This window comes from Bordetella pseudohinzii (genome assembly GCF_000657795.2).
Taxonomy (GTDB): Bacteria; Pseudomonadota; Gammaproteobacteria; order Burkholderiales; family Burkholderiaceae_B; genus Bordetella; species Bordetella pseudohinzii.
Window position 1 is genome coordinate 1 of sequence record NZ_JHEP02000009.1, and the last position, 25,652, is coordinate 25,652.

Annotated in this window: 28 protein-coding genes; 14 read left to right on the forward strand and 14 right to left on the reverse strand. The window is 66.4% G+C overall.

Features of this window, described 5'->3' with window-relative positions:
* Nucleotides 1–80: 80 nt before the first annotated feature.
* Nucleotides 81–689 carry an RBBP9/YdeN family alpha/beta hydrolase gene (locus tag L540_RS12540; protein WP_043211931.1) on the reverse strand — a complete coding sequence of 203 codons (609 nt, stop codon included), beginning with the start codon at nucleotides 687–689 and terminating at the stop codon, nucleotides 81–83.
* Between the two features lie 196 nt (nucleotides 690–885).
* Here L540_RS12540 and L540_RS12545 point away from each other — a divergent pair, with 196 nt between their 5' ends.
* A complete protein-coding gene (locus tag L540_RS12545) occupies nucleotides 886–2,010 on the forward strand; it encodes a branched-chain amino acid ABC transporter substrate-binding protein (RefSeq protein ID WP_043211639.1) in 1,125 nt (374 codons plus the stop codon).
* 71 nt (nucleotides 2,011–2,081) lie between these two features.
* Here the strand turns inward: L540_RS12545 and L540_RS12550 are convergent, their stop codons facing one another.
* The 4 genes from L540_RS12550 to ugpB all read right to left on the reverse strand — a co-directional run bounded on the left by L540_RS12550 (nucleotide 2,082) and on the right by ugpB (nucleotide 6,570).
* Nucleotides 2,082–3,170: a sn-glycerol-3-phosphate import ATP-binding protein UgpC gene (locus L540_RS12550; protein ID WP_043211641.1), complete on the reverse strand. Its 1,089-nt coding sequence runs from the start codon at nucleotides 3,168–3,170 to the stop codon at nucleotides 2,082–2,084.
* Between the two features lie 47 nt (nucleotides 3,171–3,217).
* Nucleotides 3,218–4,069 carry a sn-glycerol-3-phosphate ABC transporter permease UgpE gene (gene ugpE, locus L540_RS12555; RefSeq protein ID WP_005014043.1) on the reverse strand — a complete coding sequence of 284 codons (852 nt, stop codon included), beginning with the start codon at nucleotides 4,067–4,069 and terminating at the stop codon, nucleotides 3,218–3,220.
* A 25-nt stretch (nucleotides 4,070–4,094) separates the two neighbouring features.
* On the reverse strand, nucleotides 4,095–4,976 hold the full coding sequence (gene ugpA, locus L540_RS12560; protein WP_043211644.1) for a sn-glycerol-3-phosphate ABC transporter permease UgpA: 882 nt from the start codon (nucleotides 4,974–4,976) through the stop codon (nucleotides 4,095–4,097).
* Nucleotides 4,977–5,259: 283 nt separating this feature from the next.
* Nucleotides 5,260–6,570 (reverse strand): sn-glycerol-3-phosphate ABC transporter substrate-binding protein UgpB, encoded by a 1,311-nt coding sequence (gene ugpB, locus L540_RS12565; protein WP_043211646.1) that lies wholly within the window; start codon nucleotides 6,568–6,570, stop codon nucleotides 5,260–5,262.
* Nucleotides 6,571–6,764: 194 nt separating this feature from the next.
* On the opposite strand from ugpB, the gene proC reads away from it, so the two are divergent.
* From proC to L540_RS12600, 7 genes are all read left to right on the forward strand, one after another.
* On the forward strand, nucleotides 6,765–7,598 hold the full coding sequence (gene proC, locus L540_RS12570; protein WP_043211648.1) for a pyrroline-5-carboxylate reductase: 834 nt from the start codon (nucleotides 6,765–6,767) through the stop codon (nucleotides 7,596–7,598).
* A gap of 14 nt (nucleotides 7,599–7,612) precedes the next feature.
* Nucleotides 7,613–8,143, forward strand: a complete 531-nt coding sequence (locus L540_RS12575) for a queuosine precursor transporter (RefSeq protein ID WP_109842576.1) — start codon at nucleotides 7,613–7,615, stop codon at nucleotides 8,141–8,143.
* A 339-nt stretch (nucleotides 8,144–8,482) separates the two neighbouring features.
* A complete protein-coding gene (locus L540_RS12580; RefSeq protein WP_043211652.1) occupies nucleotides 8,483–9,598 on the forward strand; it encodes a branched-chain amino acid ABC transporter substrate-binding protein in 1,116 nt (371 codons plus the stop codon).
* Between the two features lie 102 nt (nucleotides 9,599–9,700).
* Complete coding sequence (gene livH, locus L540_RS12585) at nucleotides 9,701–10,627, forward strand: high-affinity branched-chain amino acid ABC transporter permease LivH (RefSeq protein ID WP_043211656.1); 927 nt, start codon at nucleotides 9,701–9,703, stop codon at nucleotides 10,625–10,627.
* A complete protein-coding gene (locus L540_RS12590) occupies nucleotides 10,627–11,865 on the forward strand; it encodes a high-affinity branched-chain amino acid ABC transporter permease LivM (RefSeq protein WP_043211659.1) in 1,239 nt (412 codons plus the stop codon). Before livH ends, L540_RS12590 begins: the two co-directional genes overlap by 1 nt.
* Nucleotides 11,862–12,629 (forward strand): high-affinity branched-chain amino acid ABC transporter ATP-binding protein LivG, encoded by a 768-nt coding sequence (gene livG / locus L540_RS12595; RefSeq protein ID WP_043211662.1) that lies wholly within the window; start codon nucleotides 11,862–11,864, stop codon nucleotides 12,627–12,629. Before L540_RS12590 ends, livG begins: the two co-directional genes overlap by 4 nt.
* Nucleotides 12,630–13,331 (forward strand): ABC transporter ATP-binding protein, encoded by a 702-nt coding sequence (locus tag L540_RS12600; RefSeq protein ID WP_043211664.1) that lies wholly within the window; start codon nucleotides 12,630–12,632, stop codon nucleotides 13,329–13,331. It abuts the gene before it with no gap.
* 61 nt (nucleotides 13,332–13,392) lie between these two features.
* On the opposite strand, the gene cuyB is transcribed toward L540_RS12600, so the two are convergent.
* From cuyB to L540_RS12615, 3 genes are all read right to left on the reverse strand, one after another.
* Nucleotides 13,393–14,136, reverse strand: a complete 744-nt coding sequence (gene cuyB, locus L540_RS12605; protein ID WP_043211666.1) for a cysteate racemase — start codon at nucleotides 14,134–14,136, stop codon at nucleotides 13,393–13,395.
* A 162-nt stretch (nucleotides 14,137–14,298) separates the two neighbouring features.
* Nucleotides 14,299–15,024: a glutathione S-transferase gene (locus L540_RS12610; RefSeq protein ID WP_043211669.1), complete on the reverse strand. Its 726-nt coding sequence runs from the start codon at nucleotides 15,022–15,024 to the stop codon at nucleotides 14,299–14,301.
* A gap of 82 nt (nucleotides 15,025–15,106) precedes the next feature.
* Entirely contained in the window at nucleotides 15,107–15,721 is a 615-nt protein-coding gene (locus tag L540_RS12615; protein ID WP_043211671.1) for a glutathione S-transferase family protein, read from the reverse strand.
* Nucleotides 15,722–15,850: 129 nt separating this feature from the next.
* On the opposite strand from L540_RS12615, the gene L540_RS12620 reads away from it, so the two are divergent.
* Both L540_RS12620 and L540_RS12625 read left to right on the forward strand, forming a co-directional pair.
* On the forward strand, nucleotides 15,851–16,948 hold the full coding sequence (locus L540_RS12620) for a PQQ-dependent sugar dehydrogenase (RefSeq protein ID WP_231584802.1): 1,098 nt from the start codon (nucleotides 15,851–15,853) through the stop codon (nucleotides 16,946–16,948).
* Nucleotides 16,945–17,580, forward strand: a complete 636-nt coding sequence (locus L540_RS12625) for a glutathione S-transferase family protein (RefSeq protein ID WP_043211673.1) — start codon at nucleotides 16,945–16,947, stop codon at nucleotides 17,578–17,580. The genes L540_RS12620 and L540_RS12625 overlap by 4 nt, the downstream gene beginning before the upstream one ends.
* Here L540_RS12625 and L540_RS12630 read toward each other — a convergent pair whose 3' ends face one another.
* Both L540_RS12630 and L540_RS12635 read right to left on the reverse strand, forming a co-directional pair.
* Nucleotides 17,581–18,477, reverse strand: a complete 897-nt coding sequence (locus tag L540_RS12630; protein WP_043211676.1) for a DMT family transporter — start codon at nucleotides 18,475–18,477, stop codon at nucleotides 17,581–17,583.
* 4 nt (nucleotides 18,478–18,481) lie between these two features.
* Nucleotides 18,482–18,859 carry a DUF423 domain-containing protein gene (locus L540_RS12635; protein ID WP_043211677.1) on the reverse strand — a complete coding sequence of 126 codons (378 nt, stop codon included), beginning with the start codon at nucleotides 18,857–18,859 and terminating at the stop codon, nucleotides 18,482–18,484.
* Nucleotides 18,860–18,937: 78 nt separating this feature from the next.
* On the opposite strand from L540_RS12635, the gene L540_RS12640 reads away from it, so the two are divergent.
* The 4 genes from L540_RS12640 (at nucleotide 18,938) to L540_RS12655 (ending at nucleotide 21,312) form a co-directional block, all read left to right on the forward strand.
* On the forward strand, nucleotides 18,938–19,324 hold the full coding sequence (locus L540_RS12640) for an RNA-binding S4 domain-containing protein (RefSeq protein ID WP_043211679.1): 387 nt from the start codon (nucleotides 18,938–18,940) through the stop codon (nucleotides 19,322–19,324).
* 75 nt (nucleotides 19,325–19,399) lie between these two features.
* Nucleotides 19,400–19,864, forward strand: coding sequence for a type II RES/Xre toxin-antitoxin system antitoxin (gene parS, locus L540_RS12645; protein WP_043211681.1), 465 nt, complete (start codon nucleotides 19,400–19,402; stop codon nucleotides 19,862–19,864).
* Nucleotides 19,861–20,376, forward strand: a complete 516-nt coding sequence (locus L540_RS12650) for an RES family NAD+ phosphorylase (protein WP_043211683.1) — start codon at nucleotides 19,861–19,863, stop codon at nucleotides 20,374–20,376. Before parS ends, L540_RS12650 begins: the two co-directional genes overlap by 4 nt.
* 111 nt (nucleotides 20,377–20,487) lie before the next feature.
* Nucleotides 20,488–21,312: a MetQ/NlpA family ABC transporter substrate-binding protein gene (locus L540_RS12655; protein WP_043211685.1), complete on the forward strand. Its 825-nt coding sequence runs from the start codon at nucleotides 20,488–20,490 to the stop codon at nucleotides 21,310–21,312.
* On the opposite strand, the gene L540_RS12660 is transcribed toward L540_RS12655, so the two are convergent.
* The 4 genes from L540_RS12660 to L540_RS12675 form a co-directional block, all read right to left on the reverse strand.
* A complete protein-coding gene (locus L540_RS12660; protein WP_048026393.1) occupies nucleotides 21,290–22,483 on the reverse strand; it encodes an alpha-hydroxy acid oxidase in 1,194 nt (397 codons plus the stop codon). The genes L540_RS12655 and L540_RS12660 overlap by 23 nt on opposite strands.
* Nucleotides 22,484–22,594: 111 nt before the next feature.
* On the reverse strand, nucleotides 22,595–23,485 hold the full coding sequence (gene asd / locus L540_RS12665; protein ID WP_043211690.1) for an archaetidylserine decarboxylase: 891 nt from the start codon (nucleotides 23,483–23,485) through the stop codon (nucleotides 22,595–22,597).
* A gap of 72 nt (nucleotides 23,486–23,557) precedes the next feature.
* Nucleotides 23,558–24,076, reverse strand: coding sequence for a hypothetical protein (locus L540_RS12670; RefSeq protein WP_043211694.1), 519 nt, complete (start codon nucleotides 24,074–24,076; stop codon nucleotides 23,558–23,560).
* A 70-nt stretch (nucleotides 24,077–24,146) separates the two neighbouring features.
* Nucleotides 24,147–25,643, reverse strand: a complete 1,497-nt coding sequence (locus L540_RS12675; protein ID WP_043211696.1) for an aldehyde dehydrogenase — start codon at nucleotides 25,641–25,643, stop codon at nucleotides 24,147–24,149.
* Nucleotides 25,644–25,652: the final 9 nt, after the last annotated feature.

Consider the following 25,652-nt stretch of genomic DNA (forward strand, 5'->3'; position numbering starts at 1 on the left):
AGCTCGGCAAGCCCGAGCATGTGCTCTATGACCTGAAATACGTGCTGACCGCCGAAGAAGCGGATCTGCGCCTGTAAGCCTCAGCCGGGCCCGGTCCCGCCGGCCAGGGTCGGCACGGGCGGGATGCGCTGCGCTGGCGGCGAGACGCGCCAGACGGCGCGCCGGCGCAGCGCGCCCAGGAGCTTGAGGCCCTGCGGCCAGTTGCCCAGCCCGCTGTCGGCGTTGATATGGCCGGCGTCGCGCAGCACCACGAAGCGGCTGCCCCAATCCTGGGCGAAGGCGCGCGCTCGCGCCAGGTCGCAATAAGGGTCGTTGTCACTGGCGACCACCACGCTCTGGAAACTCAGGGGCTGGCGCGGCACCGGCGCGAAGTCGCGCAGACAGGCCGGCATGCCGGCCTGTTCCACATCGGCGGGCGCCACCAGCAAGGCGCCGGCCACCCGGGCGCGCAGGGCGACCGGCAGGGAGGCGGTGACCAGGCAGCCCAGGCTGTGGGCGATGAGCAGCACCGGTGAGACGGCTTCGTCCACGGCCGCCGAGAGCGCGGCCACCCATTCGGCGCGTTCGGGGTTTTGCCAATCACGCTGGGACAGGCGCCGCGCGTGCGGCAGGCTGTCGGCCCAAAGCGTCTGCCAGTGCCCGGGTCCGGAGTCTTTCCACCCAGGAATGATGATAGGTTGGAGTCTCATGACCGCCATATTGCCCGCGCGGCTATCCAACCCAAACGAATATATATTCCATTGCATATATCGTCAGGGATATATGCCAGGCGGGCTTTGGCGCCCTCCAACGCCGGCGGCGCTTCGGTTATGCTTGCCCTGCAAAATGCGCGGGCTGGCACCCGGGCATAGCTCAACGAAGACAAGCCAAAGAAGGAGCGACCCCATGAAGAAACATTTCCGCCTGACCCCGATCCTGGCCGCCTGCGGCGTGGCCATGGGGCTGGCATGGTCCGGCGCCCAGGCGCAGAACATCAAGATCGCGGTGGTCGGCCCGACGACGGGCCCTGTGACGCAATATGGGGACATGGTGCGTGAAGGCGTCGATACCGCCATCGAACAGATCAACGCCGCCGGCGGCGTCAATGGCAAGAAGCTCGAGGCCGTGGTGATCGACGACGGCTGCGAACCCAAGCAGGGTCCGGTCGCGGCCAACCGCGTGGTCAATCAGAAGATCGGTTTCGTGGTCGGCCACGTCTGCTCGGGCGCCACCATCGCCGCCACTGAAATCTACAACAACGAGGGCGTGGTGATGGTCACGCCGTCGGCGACTTCGCCGGCCGTGACCGACGGCAAGAACTACGAGTTCATCTTCCGCACGATCGGCCGCGATGATCAGCAAGGCCCGGCCGCGGCCAAGTTCATCCTCGACAAGATCAAGCCCAAGAATGTCGCGGTGCTGCACGATAAGCAGTCCTATGGCCAGGGCATCGCCACCGCCGTCAAGAACGACCTGGAGAAGGGCGGCGTCAAGGTATCGGTGTTCGAGGGCATCAACGCCGGCGACTCCGACTACTCGGCCGTGATCACCAAGCTCAAGAGCAACGGCGTGGATTTCGTCTATTACGGCGGTTATCACCCCGAAATGGGCCTGCTGCTGCGCCAGGCGGCCGAGCAAGGCGTCAAGGCCCGCTTCATGGGCCCCGAAGGCGTGGGCAATCCCGACATCAACGCCATCGCCGGCGACGCGGTCGAGGGCATGCTGCTGACGCTGCCGGCCGATTTCGCCCAGAACCCGGCCAACGCCGCCATCGTCAAGGCCTTTCAGGACAAAAAGCGCAACCCCAACGGCGCTTTCCAGCTGACGGCCTATGCCGCCACCCAGGCCATCGCCGACGGCATCAAGGGCGCGGCCAGCACGGATCCGGCCAAGGTGGCCCAATACCTGCACGCCAACAGCTTCGAGACGCCGATCGGCAAGACCGCCTGGAACAAGCAGGGCGACTTGACCAACTTCGAGTTCCAGGTCTTTACCTGGCACAAGGACGGCAGCAAGACCGCCTTCAAGTAAGCCTCGCGCGCCAAGCAAAACGCTGCCCCGAGGGGCAGCGTTTTTTTTTGGCCGCGCGGGCGTCGGACGGTTTAGAGGCCGGCGACGCGGCGGCCGGTATCGGCCTCGAACCAGTGCAGCTCGTGGCGGCCGTCCGGGCCGATATTCATGGTCTCGCCGACCTTGACCGTCGATTCGGACAGCTGGCGGGTGGAGCAGCGCACGACGATCATGTTCTTGCCGTTGCGGCCGTGCACCAATTGCTCCGAACCCAGGGTTTCGATCATCTCGATCACGACCGGGATGCCCTGGGCATTGAGCAGCATGTGCTCGGGGCGCAGGCCCATGATGACCTTGCGTCCGCGCACGGCCGCCGGCACCTGCACGGGCGAGATCTGCAGGGCGGTGCCTTCGGCGGTGTGCATGGTGCCGTCGCCGGCCACGTCCACTTCGACGAGATTCATGGGCGGCGAGCCGATGAAGCCGGCCACGAAGGTGGAGGCCGGCTTGTCGAAGACTTCCATGGGGGTGCCGATCTGCTCGGGCACGCCCTGGTACATGACGACCATGCGGTGGGCCAGCGTCATGGCCTCGACCTGGTCATGGGTGACGTACAGGCTGGTGGTGTTCAGGCGGCGGTGCAGCTTGAGGATCTCCAGGCGCATGGCCACGCGCAGCTTGGCGTCCAGGTTGGACAGCGGCTCGTCGAAGAGAAAGACCTTGGGCTCGCGCACGATGGCGCGGCCCATGGCCACGCGCTGGCGCTGGCCGCCGGAGAGCTGGCGCGGACGGCGGTCCAGCAGTTTGCCCAGTTCGAGGATCTGGGCGGCCGCCTCGACGCGCTTCTGGATTTCGGCCTTGGGCACTTTACGGATCTTCAGGCCATAGGCCATGTTCTCGAACACGCTCATGTGCGGATAGAGCGCATAGTTCTGGAACACCATGGCGATGTCGCGTTCGGCCGGCTCCAGGTCGTTGACCGGCTTGCCGTCGATGATGATTTCGCCGCTGGTGACGGTCTCCAGGCCGGCGACCATCCGCATCAGCGTGGATTTGCCGCAGCCCGAGGGGCCGACGATGACAATGAACTCGCCATCGGCGATGTCCATGTCGATGCCATGGATCACCGGCACATTGCCGGCATAGGTTTTCTTGACGTTGCGGAAACTTAGGGTAGCCATACGGTGTTATTCGTCTGCGGTATCTTGTCGGGAGGGCGGGTTGCCGGTCACTTTTCGGTATCGACCAGGCCCTTGACGAACCATTTCTGCATCAGGATCACGACCAGCGCGGGCGGGATCATGGCCAGCAGGGCGGTCGCCATGGTGATGTTCCATTCGGTGACGCTGTCGCCGCCGCTGATCATGCGCTTGATGCCGATGACCACGGGGTACATGTCCTCCTGCGTGGTGATCAGCAGGGGCCAGAGGTATTGGTTCCAGCCATAGATGAACTGGATGACGAACAGGGCGGCGATGCTGGTGCGCGCCAGCGGCAGCAGCACGTCAAAGAAGAATCGGACCGGCCCCGCGCCGTCGATGCGGGCCGCTTCGATCAGCTCGTCCGGCACCGTCAGGAAGAACTGGCGGAACAGAAAGGTCGCCGTGGCCGAGGCGATCAGCGGCAGGGTCAAGCCGGCGTAGCTGTTGAGCAGCCCCAGGTCCGCCACCACCTTGTAGGTCGGGGCGATGCGCACTTCGACGGGCAGCATCAGGGTGACGAAAATCATCCAGAAAAAGAACATGCGCCCGGGGAAGCGGAAGTAGACCACCGCAAAGGCGGACAGCAGCGAGATCGCGATCTTGCCCAGCGAGATGGCCAGCGCCATGATCAGGCTGACATACATCATGCGGGCCACGGGCGTGCCCGAAGAGCCGCCGCCCGAACCGGCGAACAGGGCCTGCATGTAGTTGTCGACGAAATGCTTGCCGGGAATGAGCGACATCGGCGCCGAGGCGACTTCCTGGGCGGTCTGGGTGGATGCCACGAAGGTGACGTAAATCGGGAAGGCGACCAGCGCCACGCCCATCAGGAGGATGACGTGGGCCAGCGCATCTAGCCAGGGACGGCGTTCTACCATGGTTGCGAACCTTGTATTCGGAAAATCAGTACTGCACTTTGCGGTCGATGTAGCGGAACTGCACGACCGTCAACATGACCACGATGAACATCAGCACCACGGACTGCGCGGCCGAAGAACCGAGGTCCAGGCCGCGGAAACCGTCGCTGTAGACCTTGTAGACCAGGATGGAGGTCGAGGTGCCCGGGCCGCCCTGGGTCGTGGTGTCGACCACGGCGAAGGTGTCGAAGAAGGCGTAGATGACGTTGACCACCAGCAGGAAGAAGGTCGTCGGCGAAAGCAGCGGAAACACGATGGACCAGAAGCGGCGCGACGGCGAGGCGCCGTCGATGGCGGCCGCTTCGATCAGCGAGCGCGGGATGGATTGCAGCCCGGCCAGGAAGAACAGGAAGTTATAGGAGATCTGCTTCCAGACAGCCGCGATCAGCACGAGAATCATGGCCTGGGTGCCGTCCAGGCGCGGATTCCAATCCACGCCCAGGCTGCGCAGCGCCACGGCCAGGATGCCCACCGAGGGCGAGAACAGGAAGAGCCAGAGCACGCCCACCACGGCCGGCGCGACCGCGTAGGGCCAGATCAGCAGGGTCTTGTACATGCCCGCGCCGCGGATGACGCGGTCGGCCATCACGGCCAGCAGCAGCGAGACCGACAGGCCCACGAAGGCCACCAGGATGGAGAAGACGGCCGTGACCTTGAAGGAATCGAGATAGGCGGGCTGGGAGAAGAGGTCGGCGAAGTTGGCCAGGCCGACGAATTCGGACGACAGGCCGAAGGCGTCTTCGAGGCGCATGGATTGCCACATCGCCTGCCCGGCGGGCAGGAAGAAGAAGACCACCGTGATGATCAGCTGCGGCGCAAGCAGCAGGTAAGGCAGCGTTTTGTGGCCAAATACGACACGTTTTTCCATGGGGCTGGACGGCAAGGGCGGCAGGGCCGCGGATACAAAGACCGCCGGAACGTCCGACGGGCGGATAGAAAAGGGAACTTCAGCCGAGTGATGCGCCGGTCGGCCTTGGCCGGACTCGCTGCCCCGCTAAAACGCAAACGCCGCAGACAGTCCGGGAAAACGCCGGCCGGGGCCGGGTCGGGACAGCTGCGGGGAACGGTGGTACTGCCGGGCCCATGCATACATTCGGGCGGCGGCTCCGATACCGCCCTGGGACGGTTTCGGAGCCGCTTGGGCCGCAAGTTTACTTCACGCTCTTTTCGAACTTCTCGAGCAGGTCATTGCCGCGCTTGACAATGGTCTGCAGGCCGTCCTTGGCCGAGGTCTTGCCCGAGACGATGCGCTCGATCTCGGCGTCCTCGATTTCGCGGATCTGCGGCAGGTAGCCCAGGCGCAGGCCGCGCGACTGCGCGGTGGTCTGGACGTTGAGCTGCTTGACGCCCACATCGGTGCCGGGGTTCTTGTCGTAGAAGCCTTGTTTCTGGGTCAGCTCGTAGGCGGCCACGGTGACCGGCACATAGCCGGTCTGCTGGTGCCAGCGGGCGGCGATCTCGGGGCTGCCCAGGAACTTGAAGAACTTGGTCACGCCCTTGTAGACCTCGGGCTTCTTGTTGGCGAAGACCCACAGCGAAGCGCCGCCGATGATGGTGTTCTGCGGCGCGCCTTTCACGTCGGCGTAGTAGGGCACGGTCGAGGTGCCGAACTCGAACTTGGCGTTCTTCATGATGTTGGCGCGCAGGCCGCTGGAGCCGGTGATCATGGCGCACTTGCCGCTGATGAACAGCGAGTTGGGCTCGTCGCCGCGCCCGCCGTACATGAAGATGCCTTCCTTGCCCAGCTTGGCCAGGTTTTCGAGGTGGCGCACATGCAGCGGGGTGTCGACCGCCAGGCGGGCGTCCAGGCCGCCAAAGCCGTTGTCCTTGGTGGCGTAGGGCACGTTATGCCAGGCCGAGAAGGTCTCCAGCTGCACCCAGGACGGCCACGAGGTCGTGTAACCGCACTCTTGTCCCGCGGCCTTCAGCTTCTGGCCGGCGGCGGTGACTTCTTCCCAGGTCTTGGGGGGCTTCTCGGGATCCAGGCCGGCCTTCTTGAAGGCGTCCTTGTTGTAGTAGAAGACCACCGTCGAGCTGTTGAAGGGCATGGAGACCAGCTTGCCCTCGGGCGAGGAATAGTAGCCGGCCACCGCGCCGATGAAAGCCTTGGGATCGATGGGATCGCCGACTTCCTCGGACATCTGCTGCACCGGCTTGATGGCGCCCTTGGCGTACATCATGGTGGCGGTGCCCACTTCGAAGACCTGCAGGATGTCGGGCGCGTTGCCGGCGCGGAAGGCGGCGATGCCGGCGTTCATGGATTCGCCGTAATTGCCCTTGTAGACCGCCTTGATCTGGTAGTCGGGGTTTTGCTTGTTGAACTCTTCGACCAGCCCGTTGACGCGGTCGCCCAGGGCGCCTTCCATCGAGTGCCAGAATTGGATTTCCGTGGCGGCGTGAGCCGAGACGCTTGCAAAGGCCGCGATCAGGGCGGCGGCCAGGGCGATACGTTGGGGTCGCATGAAGTGTTCCTCCGGTTTAAGCGACCGCGCGGCGGGTCTGCGCGCGCGAGGCGTTACACCTTATGAATAGTTTGTGACAGAGGCGTGACTTTTACACTGCCGGGGAAGGCTGTCAAATTGGGCCGCCGCCGGCGGCTCGGCCGCGGAGCATGCTGCATTCTGCATCCGGCCCGGCCGGTTTACAATGGCGTGCCATGGAAAACCCTCTCTCTATCGCCTTTATCGGCGGCGGCAATATGGCCTCCGCCCTGGCCTTCGGCTTGGCCGACAAAGTGTGTCCTGCCCGCAACATTCACGTCGTCGACGTCAATGTCCAGGCGCATGCGGCCTGGCTGGCCCGCGGCATGAGCGCCGCCGCCGCGCCGGACGCGGCCCTGTCGCGTTGCCGTGTCTGGATCTTCGCGGTCAAGCCGCAGGTCATGCGCGAGGTCGTCCAGGCCGCGCGCCCCTGGCTGGAGCCCGATACGCTGGTCATCAGCGTGGCCGCCGGCCTGCGCGCCGACACCCTGGCCGGATGGCTGGGGCAGGCCGATCTGCCCTGGCGCCGCCTGGTGCGCTGCATGCCCAATACGCCGGCCCTGGTCGGGCAGGGCATGACCGGCATGACCGCCCTGGACGGCGTGAGCGCCCAGGACCGCCAGCTGGCCGAAACCCTGCTCTCGGCGGTGGGCGAGGTCGTCTGGGTGGACGGCGACGCCGCCCTGGACGCCGTGACGGCGCTGTCGGGCAGCGGTCCGGCCTATGTTTTTCTCTTTCTTGAGTCCCTGATCGCCGCCGGCCAGGCGGTGGGCTTGACGGCCGAACAGACCCGCCAGCTCGCCCTGGGCACCTTCGCCGGCGCCACGCGCCTGGCGCGCGAGGCCAGCGATCCGCCCTCGGTGCTGCGCGAGCGCGTGACGTCCAAGGGCGGCACGACCGCCGCGGCGCTGCAGGTCTTCGAAAGCGCCGATATGCGCGGCATGGTCGAGCGCGCCGTCCAGGCCGCCGCGCGGCGTTCGCGCGAGCTGGCCGAGGAGTTCGGCAAGTGAGGCGTTTCGAGACCATGCGCGGCTATCAATTCCTGGTCGCGGTTTTCTGCATGGGCGCGGTGGTGGTGGGCTCCAACATCCTGGTCCAGGTGCCGCTGAACGACTGGCTGACCTGGGGCGGCCTGTCCTACCCGGTGGCCTTCCTGGTCACCGACGTGCTGAACCGGCGCTTCGGTCCGGCGGCGGCCCGGCGCGTGGCCTGGTTCGGTTTCGCCGCGGCGCTGCTGGTGTCCGTATGGGTGGCCTCGCCGCGCATCGCGCTGGCCTCCGGCCTGGCCTATATCTGCGCCCAGCTGATCGACATCCAGGTCTTCGACCGCCTGCGCGACCAGCGCTGGTGGCGGGCGCCCCTGATCTCCGGGGTGATCGGCGCGGTGGCCGACACCGCCATTTTCTTCAGCGTGGCCTTTGCCGCCACCGGCACGCCCTGGCTGACCTGGATGCTGGGCGACCTGGGTATCAAGCTGGCGGTCAATATCAGCATGCTGGCGCCGTTTCGGGCCCTTATGTGGAATCTGGCGCGTCCGGTGCCGCAGGTCCGTTAGGGGCGGCGCCCGGCGGTGTATTCAACAAGCGCCAACAGATAATCAAAACAGAGCAATTTCGTTTAAAAGCGGCCTGTTTCCGGCGGCGGATTTTTACACTTACATGAGGCTTACGGCGGTTAATTGGCCGGTTATTCCCGTTATCTGTCCCGTATTGGGGCGGCGCGCGCAATATTGGGGATTACACGCAGTGACACCCTTGGGCCTTGCTTTCAGAATACCCGCGACATCGAGCGCTGCGGTTTGATGACAGCGCGGTGTAAGCAAGGCTTGCGGAATAACGATGTTTCGCCTACCTACTAATAAGTCCGCTCCAATACTCTTGCCGGGAGAATCTGCATGAAGTTGTCGCAACGCTTTACCCCGCTAGCCGTCGCGATTGGCGCTCTGGCCCTGGCCGGCGCCGTGCACGCCGCCGATACCATCAAGATCGGTATTCCCCAGCCCATGACCGGTCCCAATACCCAATACGGCGACCAAATCCAGGCCGGCGCGCTGACCGCCATCGAGACCATCAACGCCAAAGGCGGCGTCAAGGGCAAGAAACTCGAACCCATCCTGATCGATGACGGCTGCGAGCCCAAGCAGGCCGTGCCGGCCGCCAACCGCGTGGTCAATTCCGGCGCGAAGTTCGCCGTGGCCCATGCCTGCTCGGGCGTGACCGTGCCGGCCGTCAATGTCTACGAACAGGAAGGCATCGTCGGCATCACGCCGGGCGCGACCTCGCCCCTGGTGACCGACACGATCAAGCCGCACTACTTCTTCCGCACGATCGGCCGCGATGACCAGCAAGGCCCGTTCGCGGCGCGCTACATCGCCAACACCATCAAGCCCAAGAAGGTCGCCGTGCTGCATGACAAGCAGACCTACGGCTCGGGCGTGGCCAACCAGGTCAAGGCCACCCTGGAGAAGGAAAAGGTCAACGTCGCCCTGTTCGAAGGCATCAACGTCGGCGACAGCGATTACTCGGCCATCATCACCAAGCTGAAATCGGCCGGCGTGGATTTCGTCTATTTCGGCGGCTACCACCCCGAGCTCGGGCTGCTGCTGCGCCAGTCGCGCGAGCAAGGCCTGAACGTCCAGTACATGGGTCCGGAAGGCACGGCCAACCAGGATCTGGTCGCCATCGCCGGCCCGGCCATCGACGGCCTGCTGGTGACGCTGCCCTCGGACTTCACCAAGCTGCCCGGCAACGAAGGCATCGTGAAGGCCTTCAAGGACGCCAAGCGCGATCCGGACGGCGCCTTCCAGATGCCGGCCTATGCCGCCGTGCAACTGCTGGCCGAAAGCATTACCGCGGTGGGCGAGGACCCCGCCAAGGTGGCCGATTATCTGCACAAGACGACTTTCAACACCGCCATCGGCAAAGTCGAGTACGACGCCAAGGGCGACCTGAAGGACTTCGAGTTCGCGGTCTTCAAGTGGGACAAGAACGGCAAGAAGACCCAGCTGTAAACACTCCGCGGGCCTGGCTATCCGCCAGCACCCTCCGCTGAGCCAAGGTTTCCGGCTCCGGGTGACACTACCGGAGCCGGAACTATTTGGAGCATTCGCAATATGCATGATCTTATCCCCCAGCTGACCCAGCAGTTCTTCAACGGGCTGTCCCTGGGCGCGATCTATGCCCTGATCGCCATTGGCTACACAATGGTCTACGGCATCATCGGCATGATCAACTTCGCCCACGGCGAGATCTACATGATCGGCGCCTACGTGGGCCTGGTCACCCTGACCGCCATCGGCACCAATAGCGGCATGCCGCTGCCTTTCATCATCGCGGCCATGCTGGTCGTCTCCATCGTGGTGACCTGCGTCTACGGCTTCAGCGTCGAGCGCGTGGCCTACCGGCCGGTGCGCAGCAGCCCGCGCCTGGTGGCCCTGATCTCCGCCATCGGGATGTCCATCTTCCTGCAGAACTGGGTGGCCCTGGGCCAGGGCGCGCGCGACATGGCCGTGCCTTCGCTGGTGTCCGGCGCGATGCAGTTCCACATGGGTTCCGATTTTGACGTGACCGTGCCGTATTCCCGCGTGATGATCATCCTGGTGACCGTTGCGCTGATGATCGCGCTGACGCTGTTCATCAAGTATTCGCGCATGGGCCGGGCCTCGCGCGCCTGCTCGCAGGACATGCATATGGCCAACCTGCTCGGTATCGACACCAACAAGGTGATTTCCTTCACCTTCGTGCTGGGCGCGGGCCTGGCCGCCGTGGGCGGCGTGCTCATCGCCATCACGATAGGCAAGCTCAACCCCTTCATCGGCTTTCTGGCCGGCATCAAGGCTTTCACGGCCGCCGTGCTCGGCGGTATCGGCAGCATCCCCGGCGCCATGCTGGGCGGCGTGCTGCTGGGCCTTGCCGAGACTTTCGCCGCGGCCTACATCTCCTCGCAGTACAAGGACATCGTCGCCTTCGCGCTGCTCGTGCTCATCCTGCTGTTCCGTCCCACCGGACTGCTCGGTAAACCTGAGGTTGAGAAAGTCTGATGGCCAATCATTCGCTCAAAAACGCCACCATGGCGGCCGTGCTGACGGCCGTGATCGTCACACCGGTCTTCGGACTGCAACTCATCCGCCAGGGCGCGCGGACCACCATGGAGTCCCGCTGGGACCTGGTGGCGCTGGCCGCCGCCGTGGTCTTCATCTTCCAATTGCTGCGCCCCTGGCTGGCCAAGCCCTTCCGCCGCCTGAAGACGGAGCTGCCCACGCTGCCGGCCGCGCCGACGGCGGGCGGGCGCAAATGGCTGTTCGTGCTGGTCCTACTGGCGGCGGTGATCTGGCCCTTCTTCGCCGGGCGCAGTTCGGTCGACATCGCGACCCTGGTCCTGATCTACGTCATGCTTGGCCTGGGCCTGAATATCGTGGTGGGCTTTGCCGGCCTGCTCGACCTGGGCTTCGTGGGCTTTTACGCGGTGGGCGCCTATACCTATGCCCTGCTGTACCACTGGGGCGGCTGGAGCTTCTGGGAGGCGCTGCCTTTCTCGGGGGCGATGGCGGCGCTGTTCGGCTTCGTGCTGGGCTTTCCGGTGCTGCGCCTGCGCGGCGACTATCTGGCCATCGTGACCCTGGGCTTCGGCGAGATCATCCGCCTGCTGCTCATCAACCTGACGTCGCTGACTGGCGGTCCTGACGGGATTTCTGGCATACCCAAGCCCACCTTCCTGGGCCTGGAGCTGACGCGCCGCGCCAGCCAGGAGGGCGCCGAGACGTTCCACCAGTTCTTCGGCCTGACCTTCCAGAACCAGCATCTGGTGGTCTATCTCTATCTGATGGCGCTCGCGCTGGCCCTGGTTACGTTGTTCGTGTCCACCCGCCTGATCCGCATGCCGGTCGGGCGCGCCTGGGAAGCCTTGCGCGAAGACGAGATCGCCTGCCGCTCGCTGGGCCTGAACCCGACGCGCATCAAGCTCTCGGCCTTTACGCTGGGCGCCATGTTCGCCGGCTTTGGCGGCGCTTTCTTCGCCGCCCGGCAGGGCATGGTCAATCCGGAGTCCTTCACCTTCATCGAGTCGGCCCTGATCCTGGCCATCGTGGTGCTGGGCGGCATGGGTTCGCAGATCGGCGTCATCCTGGCCGCCATCCTGCTGACGGTGCTGCCGGAACTGGCGCGCGAATTCGCCGAATACCGCATGTTGATGTTCGGCCTTGTGATGGTGTTGATGATGATGTGGCGTCCGCAGGGGTTGTTGCCCATGAAGCGTCCGCATGTGGAGCTGGGCAAATGAGTGAAACCCTGCTGAAAGTCTCCGGCCTGACCATGCGTTTCGGGGGCCTGCTGGCTGTCGACAGCGTGGCCTTCGAGGTCAAGCGCGATGAGGTCTTCGCGATCATCGGCCCCAACGGGGCCGGCAAGACCACGGTGTTCAATTGCGTGGGCGGCTTTTACAAGCCGAGCGCCGGCGATATCGTGATGGACGGCAAGTCCATCACCGGCCTGCCCAGCCACAAGGTGGCGCGCCACGGCCTGGTGCGCACTTTCCAGAACGTGCGGCTGTTCAAGCAGCTGACCGTGCTGGAAAACCTGCTGGTGGCGCAACATACCCAGGTGGAGTCGCGCCTGCTGCCCGGCCTATTGAAGCTGAAGTCCTATCGCCAGGCCGAGGCCGACGCGCTGTCGCGCGCGGCGCAATGGCTGGATTTCATGGGCTTGCGCGAGCTGGCCAATCGAGAGGCCGGAAACCTGGCCTATGGCCACCAGCGCCGCCTGGAGATCGCGCGCTGCATGATCACCAAGCCGCGGCTGCTGATGCTGGACGAGCCGGCCGCCGGCCTGAACCCCCAGGAAAAACGCGATCTGCAGCAGCTGATCGATCAACTGCGCCGCGAGTTCGGCGTGGCCGTGCTGCTGATCGAGCATGATATGAGCCTCATCATGGGTATTTCCGACCGCATCCTGGTCATGGAGCACGGCAAGCCCATCACCACGGGCACCCCCGACGCGGTGCGCAATGATCCGCGCGTCATCAAGGCCTATCTGGGGGAAGAATAAATGCTCAAGCTGGAAAACATCCATACCTATTACGGGGCCATCCAGGCGCTGAACAATGTGTCGGTGGAGGTCAACAAGGGCGAGATCGTCACCCTGATCGGCGCCAATGGCGCGGGCAAGACCACCTTGCTGATGACGGTCTGCGGCGATCCGCGCGCCCGCGAAGGCCGCATCAGCTTCGAGGGCCGCGACATCACGCAGGAGCCCACGCACAACATCATGCGCAGCGGCATCGCCATTTCGCCCGAGGGACGGCGGGTCTTCAAGGATCTGACCGTCACGGAAAACCTGATGATGGGCGGCTTTTTTTCCAAGCGCGCCGACATCGAGGCGGGCCTGGAGCATGTGTTCAAGCTCTTTCCGCGCCTGAAGGAGCGGGCGGCGCAGCGCGCCGGCACCATGTCCGGCGGCGAGCAGCAGATGCTGGCCATCGGCCGCGCGCTGATGACGCGCCCGCGGCTGCTGCTGCTGGACGAGCCGACGCTGGGTCTGGCGCCGCTCATCATCGCGCAGATCTTCGAGATCATCCGCACCATCCGCGACGAAGGCGTCACGGTCTTTCTGGTCGAGCAGAACGCCAACAAGGCCTTGCAGGTCGCCGACCGCGGCTATGTGCTGGAAAACGGCCGCGTGGTGCTGCATGACACCGGGGCCAACCTGCTCATCAACGATGAGGTGCGCAAGGCCTATCTGGGGGGCTGATCGTCCCCGGCCTGTTGCAAGCCCGCGCCCATGGCGCGGGTTTTTTTTTGGGCGCCGCGGATCAGGCCGTCAGGGTGTCGGCGGCGAGATTGTGCGCTTGGTAATGGGCGATGGCCGCCTGGGCCAGGGCATCGATGGAGTCGGTCAGGGGAATGCCCAGGCTTTTGCGCAGCACATGCGGCACGGCCAGCGGCAGTTCGGTGCAGCCCAGCACCACGGCGTCGGCGCCGCGCATGCGCAGCCGGTTGATGCACTCGGCGGCCGGCGCGAAGGAGGCTTCGAGCTGGTTGCCCTTGACCGCGCGTATCGAGCCCATGCAGAGCGTGTCGATCTCTTCTTCGGTCGGGACGATGCAGGTGTAGCCGTGCTTCTCCAGGGTTTGCTGGTACAGACCCAGCGCCAGGGTGGCGGCCGTGCCCATCAGGCCGATGCGGCCGCGCGTGATGCCTTGGCGGCGCAGGTCTTCGGCGACGGCTTCGATGATGTGCAGCACTTCGCATTCGGAAGCCTGGGCCATCTGCTCGTACCAGAGGTGGGCGGTGTTGCAAGGCACGGCGATAAGGCGCGCGCCGGCGTCGTTGAGCATGCGGATGCCGCGCAGCATCGCGGGCCAGGGGTCGGCGCCGCCATACAGCCGGGCCGTGCTGCGGTCCGGGATGCGGGGGTCATTCAGGAGCAGGGTGGGGATGTGCTGCTGATCGACGCTGGCCGGGGTCAGGGCCGCCAGGCGCATGGCGAATGCGGCGCCCGCAAGCGGGCCCATGCCCCCGAGTACGCCCAAGTAACAAGAAGCGGAGTGATTCATGACAAAGCGGTGAAACAGACGGGCGGATCGCCCGTCTTGTAACGGCTGTCCGGGACAGCCGGCCAGGTCGGCCAGCCTGTTGACACAAAAGGGGACAGGCTCTGCCGATCAAAACTACCGCTTCATCATACTGCGGAGTGGCTGATTTTGCCAGGGTTTACCCTAGGTTTGCTGCGTGGGCTTGTCGTCCAGCTCGACATAGTGGCGAAAAAGGTCCGCGCCCATGGCCAGGCGCCGCGGGCTGGTGAGGTAGGCCTGCAATTCGGGCAGATTGGCCACCCGGTCATGCAGGGCCATGACTTGCGGATAGTCGCGCGCGATCATGGCCATCCGATGCGGAAAGGCATAGAGCAGGCCAAAGATCACGTGATAGAGGGACAGATCTACATAGCTCCAGCGCTCGCCACCGGCCAGCCAGCCGCCGCCGCCGGACAGGGCGCGCTCGAAATAAGCCAGGTATTTAGGCATTCTTTCCTTGCGGAAATAGGCCGCGCGGCGCAGGGCCTCGGTCTGCTGGTCTTCGTAGTACAGGCTGGCGGCGATGGGGTGGTGGACATCATGCGCCTCGGCCACGATGTCGGCGATGGTCAGCTGCAATTGGTTGACCCAGAGGCGGCCGGGGAGATCGGCCGGCGCCAGGCCGTGGCGCTCGCCCAGGAAATACAGGATGTTGGCCGTCTGGCCCAGGGTCATGCCCTCGGCCACCAGATAGGGCGGGGCAAAGGGTGGATGCTGGCGGGTGCGCAGCATGTCCTCGATCAGGCCCTGGCTGCCCACCTGGGGCTCGCGGGCGCAGTCGCGGTAGGGGATGTTGGCGGCCTCCAGGGCCAGCCGCACGAATTCGCCCCGTCCGGGGATATCGCTCCAATACCAGAGTTCATAGCTCATGCAGCGCTCCGCGAGGCGCGGGCCGGCCGCGCCTATGTTGCCGGGGCGGACCCCCCGGGGGCCGCCCGCCCGTGACCGGCCGTCAGGCCAGGCCTTCCGCCTTGAGCACGGCCTGGACCTTGGGGTCGGCTTCCATGCGCTTGAAGAAGGCGGCCAGCCCATCATAGCCGCTCAGGTCGATGGACTTGGCATGCGCCCAGCGCAGTACGACGTAAAGGTAGGCATCGGCAATGCTGTGCTGCGCGCCGGTCAGGTAGGGGCGGCCGTTCAGACGGTCGTTGATGATGCCGAAGAGCACGCGCAACTGGCGCGCGGCGCTGGCGCGCAGGGCATTCTGGCCGGCTTCGTCTTCGATGTAGCGCTGGGCGCCAAAGATCAGCGAGAAGGTCTTGTGCAGGTCGGAGTTGATCAGGCCCAGCCAGCGGCGCGTCTCGGCGCGGCCGGCCGCGCTGCCGTCGCCCATCAGCCCGGCTTCCGGGACCGATTCGGCCAGGTATTCGAGAATGGCGGTGTTCTGGGTGAGCACCAGATCGCCGTCCACCAGGGCGGGCACCGCGCCCAGCGGATTGATCTTCAGGAACTCAGGGCCCTTGAGGGCTTCGCGGCTGAGCATCTGCGTTTCATAGGGCTTGCCGGTCCATTCGAGGACGATGTGGTCGGCCAGCGAACAGGCGCCGGGCATGTAGTACAGTTTCATTGAGCGTGGTCTCCCAAAAGAGGACGTATCTTGTCCAGCGCATATGGTACGCCTGGTGGAGACGGCGTGTTCACACGCATCCGACACCTGTCGCGGGGAGGTCTCATGTTGTGTCACTGCTTCGGCCGGATGGTCCTGGCGATCGGCTTTTTGTCCCTGGGGTTGGCCCAGGCGGCGCCGGCGAAAGTGCGGGTCAGCGAGGTCGCAAGCGGCCTGTCCCATCCCTGGGCCCTGGCTTTCCTGCCGGAGGGCTCGGCGCTCATCACGGAAAGGACGGGCAGCCTGCGTCTGCTGCGCGGCGGCAGCCTGTCGCCGCCGATCTCGGGCCTGCCCAAGGTCCATGCCGAGGGGCAGGGCGGGCTGCTCGATGTGGCGCTGTCGCCGGGTTTCGCCCAGGACCGGCTGGTCTATCTGAGCTATGCCGAAGCCGGCGACGGCAAGAGCGGCACCGCCGTGGGCCGCGGCCGCCTGTCGGAGGACGGCAAGGCGCTGACGGGCTTTACCGTCATCTTCCGCCAGCAGCCCAAGCTGTCGCGCGGACAGCACTATGGCTCGCGCCTGGCCTTTGACCGGCAGGGCAATCTCTTCGTATCCCTGGGCGAGAACAACCAACGGCCCACCGCGCAGGACCTGGACAAGCTGCAGGGCAAGATCGTGCGCCTGCGAGCCGATGGCGCGGTGCCCGAGGACAATCCTTTCCGCGCCGACAAGCGGGCCCGGCCGGAGATCTGGTCATACGGGCATCGCAATCCCCAGGGCCTGGCCTTCAATCCCTGGAGCGGCGCGCTCTGGGAGCACGAGCATGGCCCGCGCGGCGGAGACGAGGTCAATATCATCCAGCGCGGCGGCAACTATGGCTGGCCCCTGGCCACCCATGGCATCAATTATTCCGGCCTCAAGATTCCCGAGGCCCAGGGGACGAGCCTGGCCGGCGGGGTGGACCCGCTCTACTGGTGGGAGAAATCCCCGGCCATTTCCGGCATGGCTTTCTATGACGCCCAGGCCTATCCCCAATGGCGGCACTCGCTCTTTATCGGCGCCCTGGCCGATCAGGCGCTGATCCGGCTGAGCCTGGAGGGCGACAAGGTGGTGGCCGAAGAACGGCTGCTCAAGGACCGCGGGGCGCGTATCCGCGATGTGCGGGTGGGGCCCGACGGCGCGGTCTATGTCCTGACCGATGCGCCGCAGGGCGCCTTGCTGCGCGTGACGCCGGGAGAGGAAAAATGAGCGATATGGAATTGATAGGCTCGCGCGGCTGCGGCTCGGCCATTGTGGAGATGGCGCTGGAACAGGCCAATATGCCCTATCGCCTGACCGACCTGCCTTATCTCAAGCCCGGCCCGGGCCGCGACCGCCTCCTGAGCCTGAACACCGCCGGGCAGGTGCCCACGCTGGTCCTGCCCGATGGGCAGGTGATGACCGAGAGCGCGGCCATCATGCTGCATCTGAACGATATCGCGCCGGCGGCCGGCTTGATCCCGCCCAAGGGGCAGGAGCGCGCGCGCTGCTGGAATCTGTTGATCCGGCTGGTGTCGTCCATCTACCCGACTTTTACCTATTCCGACATCCCGGAGAACTGGACGACGGCGGGCCCGCCGGCGCAGCGCCTGCGCCAGACCGTGCGCCAGCGGCGTGAGCAGCTCTGGCGCGAGTTCGAGTCGCAGACCGGCGAGCCCCATGTGCTGGGCCGCCGCTACTCCGTGCTGGATCTCTATGTGGCCGTGATGACCCATTGGTATCCGGGGCGGGCCTGGTTCGAGGCCGAATGCCCCAGGATCCACGCCGCCGCCTTGCGCGCGGCCGAGTCCCCGGTGGTGGCGGGGGTGCTCGCGCGGCATTTTGATCCGCCCCTGGAGTGATCAGGCGCGGCGGCGCTTGCCGGTTTCGCGCCAGGCGATGTACAGGCCGCTGCCGGCGATGAACACGGCGCCGATGGTGGCCGAGGCTTCGGGCTTTTCGTTCCAGATGAGCCAGCCCAGCAGCGTGGCCCACAGCAGGCCGGTGTAATCAAAGGGCGCCACCACCGAGGCCGGGCCGATGCGAAAGCCCTGGGTGATGAGCGTCAGGCCCAGCGTGCTGAACAGGGCCACGCCGGCAAACAGCGGCAGGTCCACCAGGCGCGGCGTGTCCCAGAACCAGGGCACGAGGGCGGCGCTGCACACCAGCTGGCCCGCCACGATATAGACCATGGTGGTCAGCATGCCTTCACCTTGGCCGATGGCGCGCGCCGTGATCATCATGACGGCGTAGAGCAGGGCGGTGACCAGGGGCAGCAGGGCGGCCAGCTGGAAGCTCGCCGAGCCCGGGCGCACGATCACCAGCACGCCGGCAAAACCGGCAGCCACGGCCAGCCAGCGCCGGCCATCGACGTTTTCTTTCAGGAAGAATACCGACAGCGCCGTGACGAACAGCGGCGCGGCAAAGGCGATGGCGGTGTTCTCGGCCAGGGGCAGATAGCTCAGCCCCAGGTAGAAGCACGTGGCCGACAGGATGTTGATCGCGCCGCGCAGCAGGTGGATGCCGGGATGGCGGGTGCGCAGGCTGCGCCGCCCGCCCAGGCCGACCGCCAGCAGCAGCACGAAGGGCGAGGCGATCAGCGCGCGCAGGAAGAGGATCTGGATGGGCGCATAGTGCGCGCCCAGCCACTTGGCCTGGGCGTCGCTCAGGGTGAGACAGAAAATCCCCGCCACGACGCAGGCGATGCCCGCCAGCGGGCCCGCGCTCCGGCCGGGCGCCTGGGAAGGTGCGGCGGCCATGGCGTTACAGGGGATGGCGCCAGACGGTCCAGGCGATCAAGGCCCAGGACAGCAGAAAAGCCACCCCGCCCAGCGGTGTGATGGCGCCCAGGATGCGGGTGCCGGTGCCCGCCAGGAGATACAGGCTGCCGCTGAAGAGCACGATGCCGGCGAACATGAGCCAGCCGGCCACTGGCAGCAGGCCCGAGGTGTAGCGCGTGGCCAGCCAGGCCACGGCCAGCAGGCCCAGCGCATGGATCAGGTGATAGAGCACGCCGGTCTGCCAGACGGCGAGCATGTCCGGATCCAGCACCCGTTTCAGGCCATGCGCTCCGAATGCGCCCGCGCCCACGGCGATGATCATATTGAGGGCGGCAAGAACGATGAAGGGGCGGTCTGGCATGGAATCCTCGGGTATTGCAGTGGCGGCGGGCCGCGACGGTGGGGCTATCATAGGACGCTTGTGTGCAAGGATAGCAGTGTGACCGAGAAGCTGAGATTGGACAAATGGCTATGGGCGGCGCGTTTCTACAAGACGCGCAGCCTGGCGGCCGATGAAATCGGGCGCGGGCGCGTGCTGGTCAATGATCAGCTCGCCAAGCCGGCGCGCGAAGTGGCGCCCGGCGACCGGGTCAGGGTGCGCAAGGAAGACCCGGCCATCGAGGTCTGGGTGCGCGGCGTGAGCGCGGTGCGCGGGCCGGCGCCGGCGGCGCGGCTGCTGTACGAAGAAACACCCGCGAGCCAGGCCGCGCGCGAGCAGGCCGCCGAAATGCGCCGCCTGGCGCCGGAGCCCGCCCGCGACATTGCCGACGGCCGGCCCACCAAGCGCGACCGCCGCGTCATCGACGCCTGGCGCGGCAAGCGCTGAATGCTCCCGGCGCCTCCCATTTGGTATAAAATATATTCCAATCGGAATTTACTTGCCTCGTGCCGGAGAATCCTCATGTCAGTCGCGCTTGCCAGCACCACCGAGCAGCCTGCCCGCCGCCGCGCCGGCAAGACTTCGCCTAAGACCTTTCTTGCGCTGGTCGATTCGGCCTTGCCGGACCTGGCCCGCGAGGTAGGCCGCGGCTTGTCGCCGCGGCTGGTCGACGACGCGGCGGATTTCCTGCAGGTCAGCAAGGCCGAGATCATGGCCATCACCGAGGTCAAGGCGGCTTCCCTGTCGCGCTGGAGCCGCGAGGGGCAGCCCCTGCCCATGGGCGAGTCGGATCGCCTGGCGCGGGTGGCGCGGGTGACGCGCCTGGCGCGCCAGTTGTTGGGCAGCGCCGAGGAGGCCGTGCAGTGGCTCAATACGCCGGTGCCCGCCCTGGGCAATGTGCGTCCGCTGTCGCTGCTGACCTCGGATGCCGGCAGCCGCATGGTGGAAGACACGCTGGCCCGTTCGGCGGCCGGAGTCCTGGCTTGAGCACGATCTCGCTGTGGCGGATCGCCGCCACCGTGGGCAAGTATCGCGCCGACGACCTCAGCGGCGCCGGCGCGGCCGCGGTGGGCGGGCGGTATAACAGCGCCGGCATCGCCGTGGTCTACACCAGCAGCAGCGTGGCCCTGGCCGTGCTGGAGACGCTGGTCCATCTCGGGGTGAAGGCCGGCGGGCAGGCCAACCGCTACCTGGTCGAACTGCATGTGCCGCTGCCCGTCTATGAGGCGCGCCAGACCTTGACGGTGGCGCAGCTGCGGCGCCAGCATCCTTTCTGGGATGCGGTGCCTTTTGCCGAGGCCTCGCAGCGCATCGGCGACGAATGGGTGCGGGCGGGCAAATCCGCCCTGCTGGCCCTGCCCAGCGCCATCCTGCCGCACCAGGGCCTGCCCGATGGCAATGTGCTGATCAATCCCCGGCATGCCGACGCCGGCGCGATCCGCGTGGCGCGCTGCGAAAAATTCATCTACGACCCGCGGCTGGGGCCGCGTCCGGCCTGAGCCGCCGCAAAAGCCGCGGGGCGGCCAGGGGTAAGGGAGGGCCGCGCCGCTGGCTGGGGCACAATGGCGCCATTGGCCACATGCGTGGCCCAGCCACGGGCGGGTAAGGACATGAATCAGGGCAGGATGGGCGGCTTGCGGGCCGGGATATTCGGATGGGGCCTGCTGGCGCTGTCGGTCTTCATGGGGACCGCCGCCCAGGCCCAGCCCCTGCGCATCGGTGTGATCGCCAGCGTGGCCAACGAGGCGACCGAAATCGCCATCCGGCAGGCCGCCGCCCAGGGGCTGGAGGTCAAGCTGGTCGAGTTCAGCGATTGGGTGCTGCCCAATATCGCCGTGGCCGATGGCTCCATCGATGCCAATTTTTTCCAGCATGAGCCGTTTCTGCAGCTGTTCAACCAGAGCCGGGGCACGCAGCTTACGGCCATCGCCTATGGGTATTCGACCACCATCGGCCTGTTCTCCAAGAAGCTCAAGCGCGGCGATGCGATTCCGCGGGGCGCGACCATTGCCGTGCCCAACGATCCGGTCAATACCGGCCGCGCTTTGCTGCTGCTCGACCGCATCGGCCTGATCGGGCTCAAGCCGGGCGCGGGCCACCGCGCGACCTTGCAGGATGTGGCCGACAATCCGCGCGGCATCAAGCTGGTGCAGCTGGAGGGCTCGCAGTCGGCGCGCACCTTCGACGACGTTACGGCCTCGGTCACCTACACCACCTTTGCCAAGCACGCCGGCATCGACGAGAAGGACGGCCTGGCCTTTGACAATACCGATCCCGACACGGTCAAGCGCTATGCCATCCGCTGGGTGACCACGCCGCAAAAGGCGCAGGACCCGCGCCTCCTGAAATTCATCGCCCTCTACCAGCACTCGCCCGAAGTCAAGGCCACGCTCAAGCGCCTGTACGGCGACCTCATCCGTTTTCCCTGGGAATAGACGCGGGGGCGGCGCGCGCGGCCAGCAGCGAGGGTTTCATGTCGGCGGGCGAGAGGATGCCCAGCATGGCCATGTCGCGGTCGACTTCCTCGCGCAGCAGCCGGATGGCATGGGCCACGCCGGCCTGGCCGCCGACGGCGGCCGCGTAATTGAAGGGGCGGCCGACAAAGACGAAATGCGCTCCCAGGGCCAGGGCCTTGAGCACATCGGTGCCGCGGCGGATGCCGCTGTCCATCATCACGACCATGCCGGCGGCCGCGCGGGCCACCTCGGGCAGCACGCGCAGGGGCGAGACCGTGCCGTCGAGCTGACGTCCGCCATGGTTGGAGACGATGATGCCGTCGGCGCCATGCTCGCGCGCCAGGGCGGCGTCGGCCGGATGCATGATGCCCTTGATGATCAACTGCCCCTGCCAGCGGGCGCGGATGCGCGCCACATGCTCCCAATTGAGATGGTCGCGGGCGCTGAAGTCGCGCAGCACGCTGGCCGACATGATGGGGGCGCCGCGCGTGGCGAAAGAATTCTCGAAATGCGGCATCCCGTGGCGAGCCAGGGTGCGCAGGAAGACGCCGGCTGTCCAGCGCGGGCGGATCATGCCGTCCCAGGCCAGGCGCAGGCTGGGTTTGAGCGGCGTGGAAAAGCCGGTGCGGACGTTGTTTTCGCGATTGGCCGATACCGGGATGTCCACGGTGAGCACCAGCTGGCGGTAGCCGGCGGCGGCGACGCGGTCGACCAGGGCGTCGATGCGTTCGACGTCGCCAGGCAGATAGGCCTGGAACCAGGTGCCGGGCGCGGCCTGGGCCACCTCTTCGAGGCGTATCAGCGAGGTGGCGCTCATGATGGCGGCAATGCCGGCCTGGCGCGCCGCGCTCGCCAGCACGATGTCGCCGCGATACGCCGACAGGGCGCTGATGCCCATGGGGGCGATGCCGAAGGGCATCGCGTAGCGGGTGCCGAAGAGCTCGACGCCCTGGTCGCGCGCCGAGACCTGGCGCAGCACGCGCGGGACGAAGCCCAGTTCGGCGAAGGCGGCGCGGTTGTCATCACGCGATAGATTGTTCTCCGCCGCGCCGGCGATATAGCCGAAGATCGGCCGCGGCAGGCGGCGGCGGGCCGCCTGTTCGAAATCGTCCAGGGACAGGATGGACTTGAGGGCGCGGGGCAGGGACATCGGGACTCCGGGCAGGCGCGGCATGCGCCAAAGACCGGCAATCTACCAGGGCCCCAATATGCCAGAAAGCGAATAAATCAGGAAATGATTGTTCGCTTTATGGAAAGTAGCTCAGACGGCGAAGATGTCGGCGCTGCTGGCCGCGGGCAGGGCCAGGGTCTCGCCCATGCGGATGGGGCCGCGCACCGACGGCGTGTCCAGCCAGCGGATGCGGCGCGGCCCGAAGAGCACGATGACGGTCGATCCCAGCTTGAAGCGGCCCATTTCGGCGCCGCGCGCCAGCGTGATGGGCTGGCGGGCCTGGCTGTCATAGCGCAGGCTGCGCACCTGGCGCTTGTGCGGCGTGACCAGGCCGGCCCAGACGGTCTCGATGGAGGCGACGATCATGGCGCCCACCAGGACCAGGGCCATGGGGCCGTATTCGGTGTCGAAAATGCAGGCGACCCGTTCGTTGCGGGCGAACAATTCCGGCACATGGCTGGCGGTCAGCGGATTGACGGAGAACAGGCGGCCCGGGATGTGGATCATCTCGCGCAGGGTGCCTGTCACCGGCATGTGCACGCGGTGATAGTCGCGCGGCGACAGATAGATGGTGGCGAAATCGCCGCCCTCGAAGGGCGCGGCGCGCTCGGCGTCGCCGCCCAGCAGGGCGTTCAGGCCGAAGCTATGCCCCTTGGCCTGGAAGATGCGGCCGGCCTGGATGGGGCCCAGCTGGCTGATGGCGCCATCGGCCGGCGAGACGATATTGCTTTCGTCGTCGTCCAAGGGCCGGGCGTCGGGTTTCAGGGCCCGGGTGAAGAAATCATTGAAACTCGCGTAGGCCCGCGGATCCTCGACCAGGGCTTCGCTCATGTCGACCCGATAGCGCCGCACGAAGCGCGAGATCATGGCGTTCTTGATCTCGGGCGCGCGGCTGTCGGCCAGCAGGCCCATGGCGCGCGAGACGAGATGATGGGGCGCGAGATACTGGCTGGCGAGGAAGAGCTGGTCTTTGATGGACATGGATACCCTGCATAGCCGGCTCTCTGGGGCCGGCGGGTCGAAACAAGGCTGAAGTGTAACGTCTGGGGCGCTTCAGTGCTTATCGCCTTCGGGCGCCAGCCACGGGGCGTCGGCCTGCGGTTCGGCCGCCTCGCGCGGCAGGTGCTCGACCGGCACGCCAGGGGGGACTTTGTCGATGCGGTCGCGGTGAATGCGGCGCAGGCTGAAGCTGGCGCTGCGGGCGGCCGCATTCTGCAGCAGCACCGACAGCACGGCGCCCTTGTCCTGGATCCATTGCGTCTTGCCGCGCAGCAGCTTGAGCGCCGAAGCGGGGTTGCCGAGCCGGTAGCTCATGGCATTGATCTGGGTGCTGTGCTTGCCGTCGAACAGGCCGGCGTCCAGTTCGGTGATGGCGACCGCGTCCAGGTTGTTGCTGTCGTGCTCGACACGGTAGACGAATTGCAGGCGGGTGTGCGGGTCGCGGATGACGACGAGCTTGTCGGCGCCCGACACATCGGAAAACATGCCGACCACCTCCGATTCCACGAGCTGTTTGCCGCGCTGTTCTTCGGTGTAGAGAAATATCGTGGGCAGGGAGGGGGATAGGGGCATCGTCGACCTTGGCAAGAAAGCGCGGCATTCTACCCGCGCCGACCTGTTAACGGCCGCGATGCCCGGAACTTCAGCGCAGACTGATCCAGGTGGTCTTCAGGTCCGTGTACTTGTCCAGCGCGTGGAGGGATTTGTCGCGGCCGAAGCCGGATTGCTTCACGCCGCCGAAAGGCACGGAGATGTCGCCGTCGGCATAGCAGTTGACCCAGACCAGGCCGGCGCGCAGGCGGCGCGACAGGCGGTGCGCGCGCGACAGCGTGGCGGTCCAGAGGCCGGCGCCCAGGCCGTAGGCGGAGTCGTTCGCCAGGGCGATGGCCTCGTCTTCGTCGACGAAGCGCTGCACGGCCAGCACCGGCCCGAACACCTCTTCGCGCACCAGGGAGTTGTCCTGGCTGGCGCATTCCACGATGGTGGGCTCGATGTAATAGCCCCCGGTTTCGTCGCGCACCCGGCGACCGCCCAGGCGCAGACTGCCGCCCTCGGCGCGGCCGGCCTCGATGCGGGCCAGGATGCCTTGCATCTGGCGTTCATCGACGATGGCGCCCATGGCGCTGGCCGGGTCCAGCGGGTCGCCGGGCTGCAGGGTGGCGGCGAACTCGGCCAGGCGCGCCATGAAACGGTCATAGATGCCGGCCTGCACATAGAGTCGCGAGCCGGCGATGCAGACCTCGCCCTGATTGGAGAAGATGGCCAGCGCGGCGACTTCGGCGGCGCGGTCCAGGTCGGGGCAGTCGTCGAAGATGATGTGGGGCGACTTGCCGCCGCACTCCAGCCAGACGCGCTTGAGATTGGACTGGCCGGCGTACTCCATGAAGCGCTTGCCGGTCGCCGTGGAGCCCGTGAAGGCCAGGCAGTCCACGTCGGGATGGCGTCCCAGGGCCTGGCCGGCCACCGGGCCGAGCCCGGGGACGACGTTGAAGACGCCGGCGGGGATGCCGGCCGCCTCGACCAGGCGCGCCAGCCGCAGGGCCGACAGCGAGGACTGTTCGGCCGGCTTGAGCACCACGGAGTTGCCGGCGGCCAGGGCCGGGGCGACCTTCCAGGCGGCCATCATCAGGGGGTAGTTCCAGGGCACCACGGCCGCCACCACGCCCAGGGGTTCGCGGGTGATGGTGGCCAGGGCGTCGGGTCCGGTCGGGGCGATCTCGTCGTATTGCTTGTCGATGGCCTCGCCGTACCAGGCATAGCAGCGCGCCGTTTCCGGCAGGTCGAACAGCAGGGCGTCGCGGATGGGCTTGCCCATGTCCAGGGTTTCGAGCAGGGCCAGCGTTTCGCTGTCTTCCTCGATCAGGGCGGCCAGGCGCAGCAGGCGGGTCTTGCGTTCGCGCGGGGCGAGGCCGGCCCAGACGCCGGCTTCGAAGCTGCGGCGGGCCGCGGCCACGGCGCGGTCGATATCGGCCGTGCCGCAGGCGGCTACGTCGGCCAGTTTGCGTCCATCGATGGGGCTGTGCGCGGCGAAGGTCGCGCCGTCGGCGGCATCGCAATAGGCGCCGTCGATATACGCCTGGCCGGCGATGGAGAGGCTGGCCGCGCGGGCGTGCCAGTAGGCGGAGTCATGCAGAGTCATGGCGATGGG

Bases quoted from the DNA above. Each gene is read 5' to 3' on its own strand.
- L540_RS12580 (WP_043211652.1), top strand. From the start codon at position 8,483: ATGAAGTTGTCGCAACGCTTTACCCCGCTAGCCGTCGCGATTGGCGCT.
- L540_RS12610 (WP_043211669.1), bottom strand. From the start codon at position 15,024: ATGAGCTATGAACTCTGGTATTGGAGCGATATCCCCGGACGGGGCGAA.
- asd (WP_043211690.1), bottom strand. From the start codon at position 23,485: ATGTCCATCAAAGACCAGCTCTTCCTCGCCAGCCAGTATCTCGCGCCC.
- L540_RS12600 (WP_043211664.1), top strand. From the start codon at position 12,630: ATGCTCAAGCTGGAAAACATCCATACCTATTACGGGGCCATCCAGGCG.
- L540_RS12655 (WP_043211685.1), top strand. From the start codon at position 20,488: ATGAATCAGGGCAGGATGGGCGGCTTGCGGGCCGGGATATTCGGATGG.
- ugpE (WP_005014043.1), bottom strand. From the start codon at position 4,069: ATGGTAGAACGCCGTCCCTGGCTAGATGCGCTGGCCCACGTCATCCTC.
- L540_RS12660 (WP_048026393.1), bottom strand. From the start codon at position 22,483: ATGTCCCTGCCCCGCGCCCTCAAGTCCATCCTGTCCCTGGACGATTTC.
- livG (WP_043211662.1), top strand. From the start codon at position 11,862: ATGAGTGAAACCCTGCTGAAAGTCTCCGGCCTGACCATGCGTTTCGGG.
- L540_RS12545 (WP_043211639.1), top strand. From the start codon at position 886: ATGAAGAAACATTTCCGCCTGACCCCGATCCTGGCCGCCTGCGGCGTG.
- L540_RS12670 (WP_043211694.1), bottom strand. From the start codon at position 24,076: ATGCCCCTATCCCCCTCCCTGCCCACGATATTTCTCTACACCGAAGAA.
- L540_RS12630 (WP_043211676.1), bottom strand. From the start codon at position 18,477: ATGGCCGCCGCACCTTCCCAGGCGCCCGGCCGGAGCGCGGGCCCGCTG.
- L540_RS12615 (WP_043211671.1), bottom strand. From the start codon at position 15,721: ATGAAACTGTACTACATGCCCGGCGCCTGTTCGCTGGCCGACCACATC.
- L540_RS12635 (WP_043211677.1), bottom strand. From the start codon at position 18,859: ATGCCAGACCGCCCCTTCATCGTTCTTGCCGCCCTCAATATGATCATC.
- L540_RS12540 (WP_043211931.1), bottom strand. From the start codon at position 689: ATGAGACTCCAACCTATCATCATTCCTGGGTGGAAAGACTCCGGACCC.
- proC (WP_043211648.1), top strand. From the start codon at position 6,765: ATGGAAAACCCTCTCTCTATCGCCTTTATCGGCGGCGGCAATATGGCC.
- L540_RS12590 (WP_043211659.1), top strand. From the start codon at position 10,627: ATGGCCAATCATTCGCTCAAAAACGCCACCATGGCGGCCGTGCTGACG.
- L540_RS12575 (WP_109842576.1), top strand. From the start codon at position 7,613: ATGCGCGGCTATCAATTCCTGGTCGCGGTTTTCTGCATGGGCGCGGTG.
- parS (WP_043211681.1), top strand. From the start codon at position 19,400: ATGTCAGTCGCGCTTGCCAGCACCACCGAGCAGCCTGCCCGCCGCCGC.
- L540_RS12550 (WP_043211641.1), bottom strand. From the start codon at position 3,170: ATGGCTACCCTAAGTTTCCGCAACGTCAAGAAAACCTATGCCGGCAAT.
- cuyB (WP_043211666.1), bottom strand. From the start codon at position 14,136: ATGAATCACTCCGCTTCTTGTTACTTGGGCGTACTCGGGGGCATGGGC.
- L540_RS12620 (WP_231584802.1), top strand. From the start codon at position 15,851: ATGGTCCTGGCGATCGGCTTTTTGTCCCTGGGGTTGGCCCAGGCGGCG.
- livH (WP_043211656.1), top strand. From the start codon at position 9,701: ATGCATGATCTTATCCCCCAGCTGACCCAGCAGTTCTTCAACGGGCTG.
- ugpA (WP_043211644.1), bottom strand. From the start codon at position 4,976: ATGGAAAAACGTGTCGTATTTGGCCACAAAACGCTGCCTTACCTGCTG.
- L540_RS12625 (WP_043211673.1), top strand. From the start codon at position 16,945: ATGAGCGATATGGAATTGATAGGCTCGCGCGGCTGCGGCTCGGCCATT.
- ugpB (WP_043211646.1), bottom strand. From the start codon at position 6,570: ATGCGACCCCAACGTATCGCCCTGGCCGCCGCCCTGATCGCGGCCTTT.
- L540_RS12675 (WP_043211696.1), bottom strand. From the start codon at position 25,643: ATGACTCTGCATGACTCCGCCTACTGGCACGCCCGCGCGGCCAGCCTC.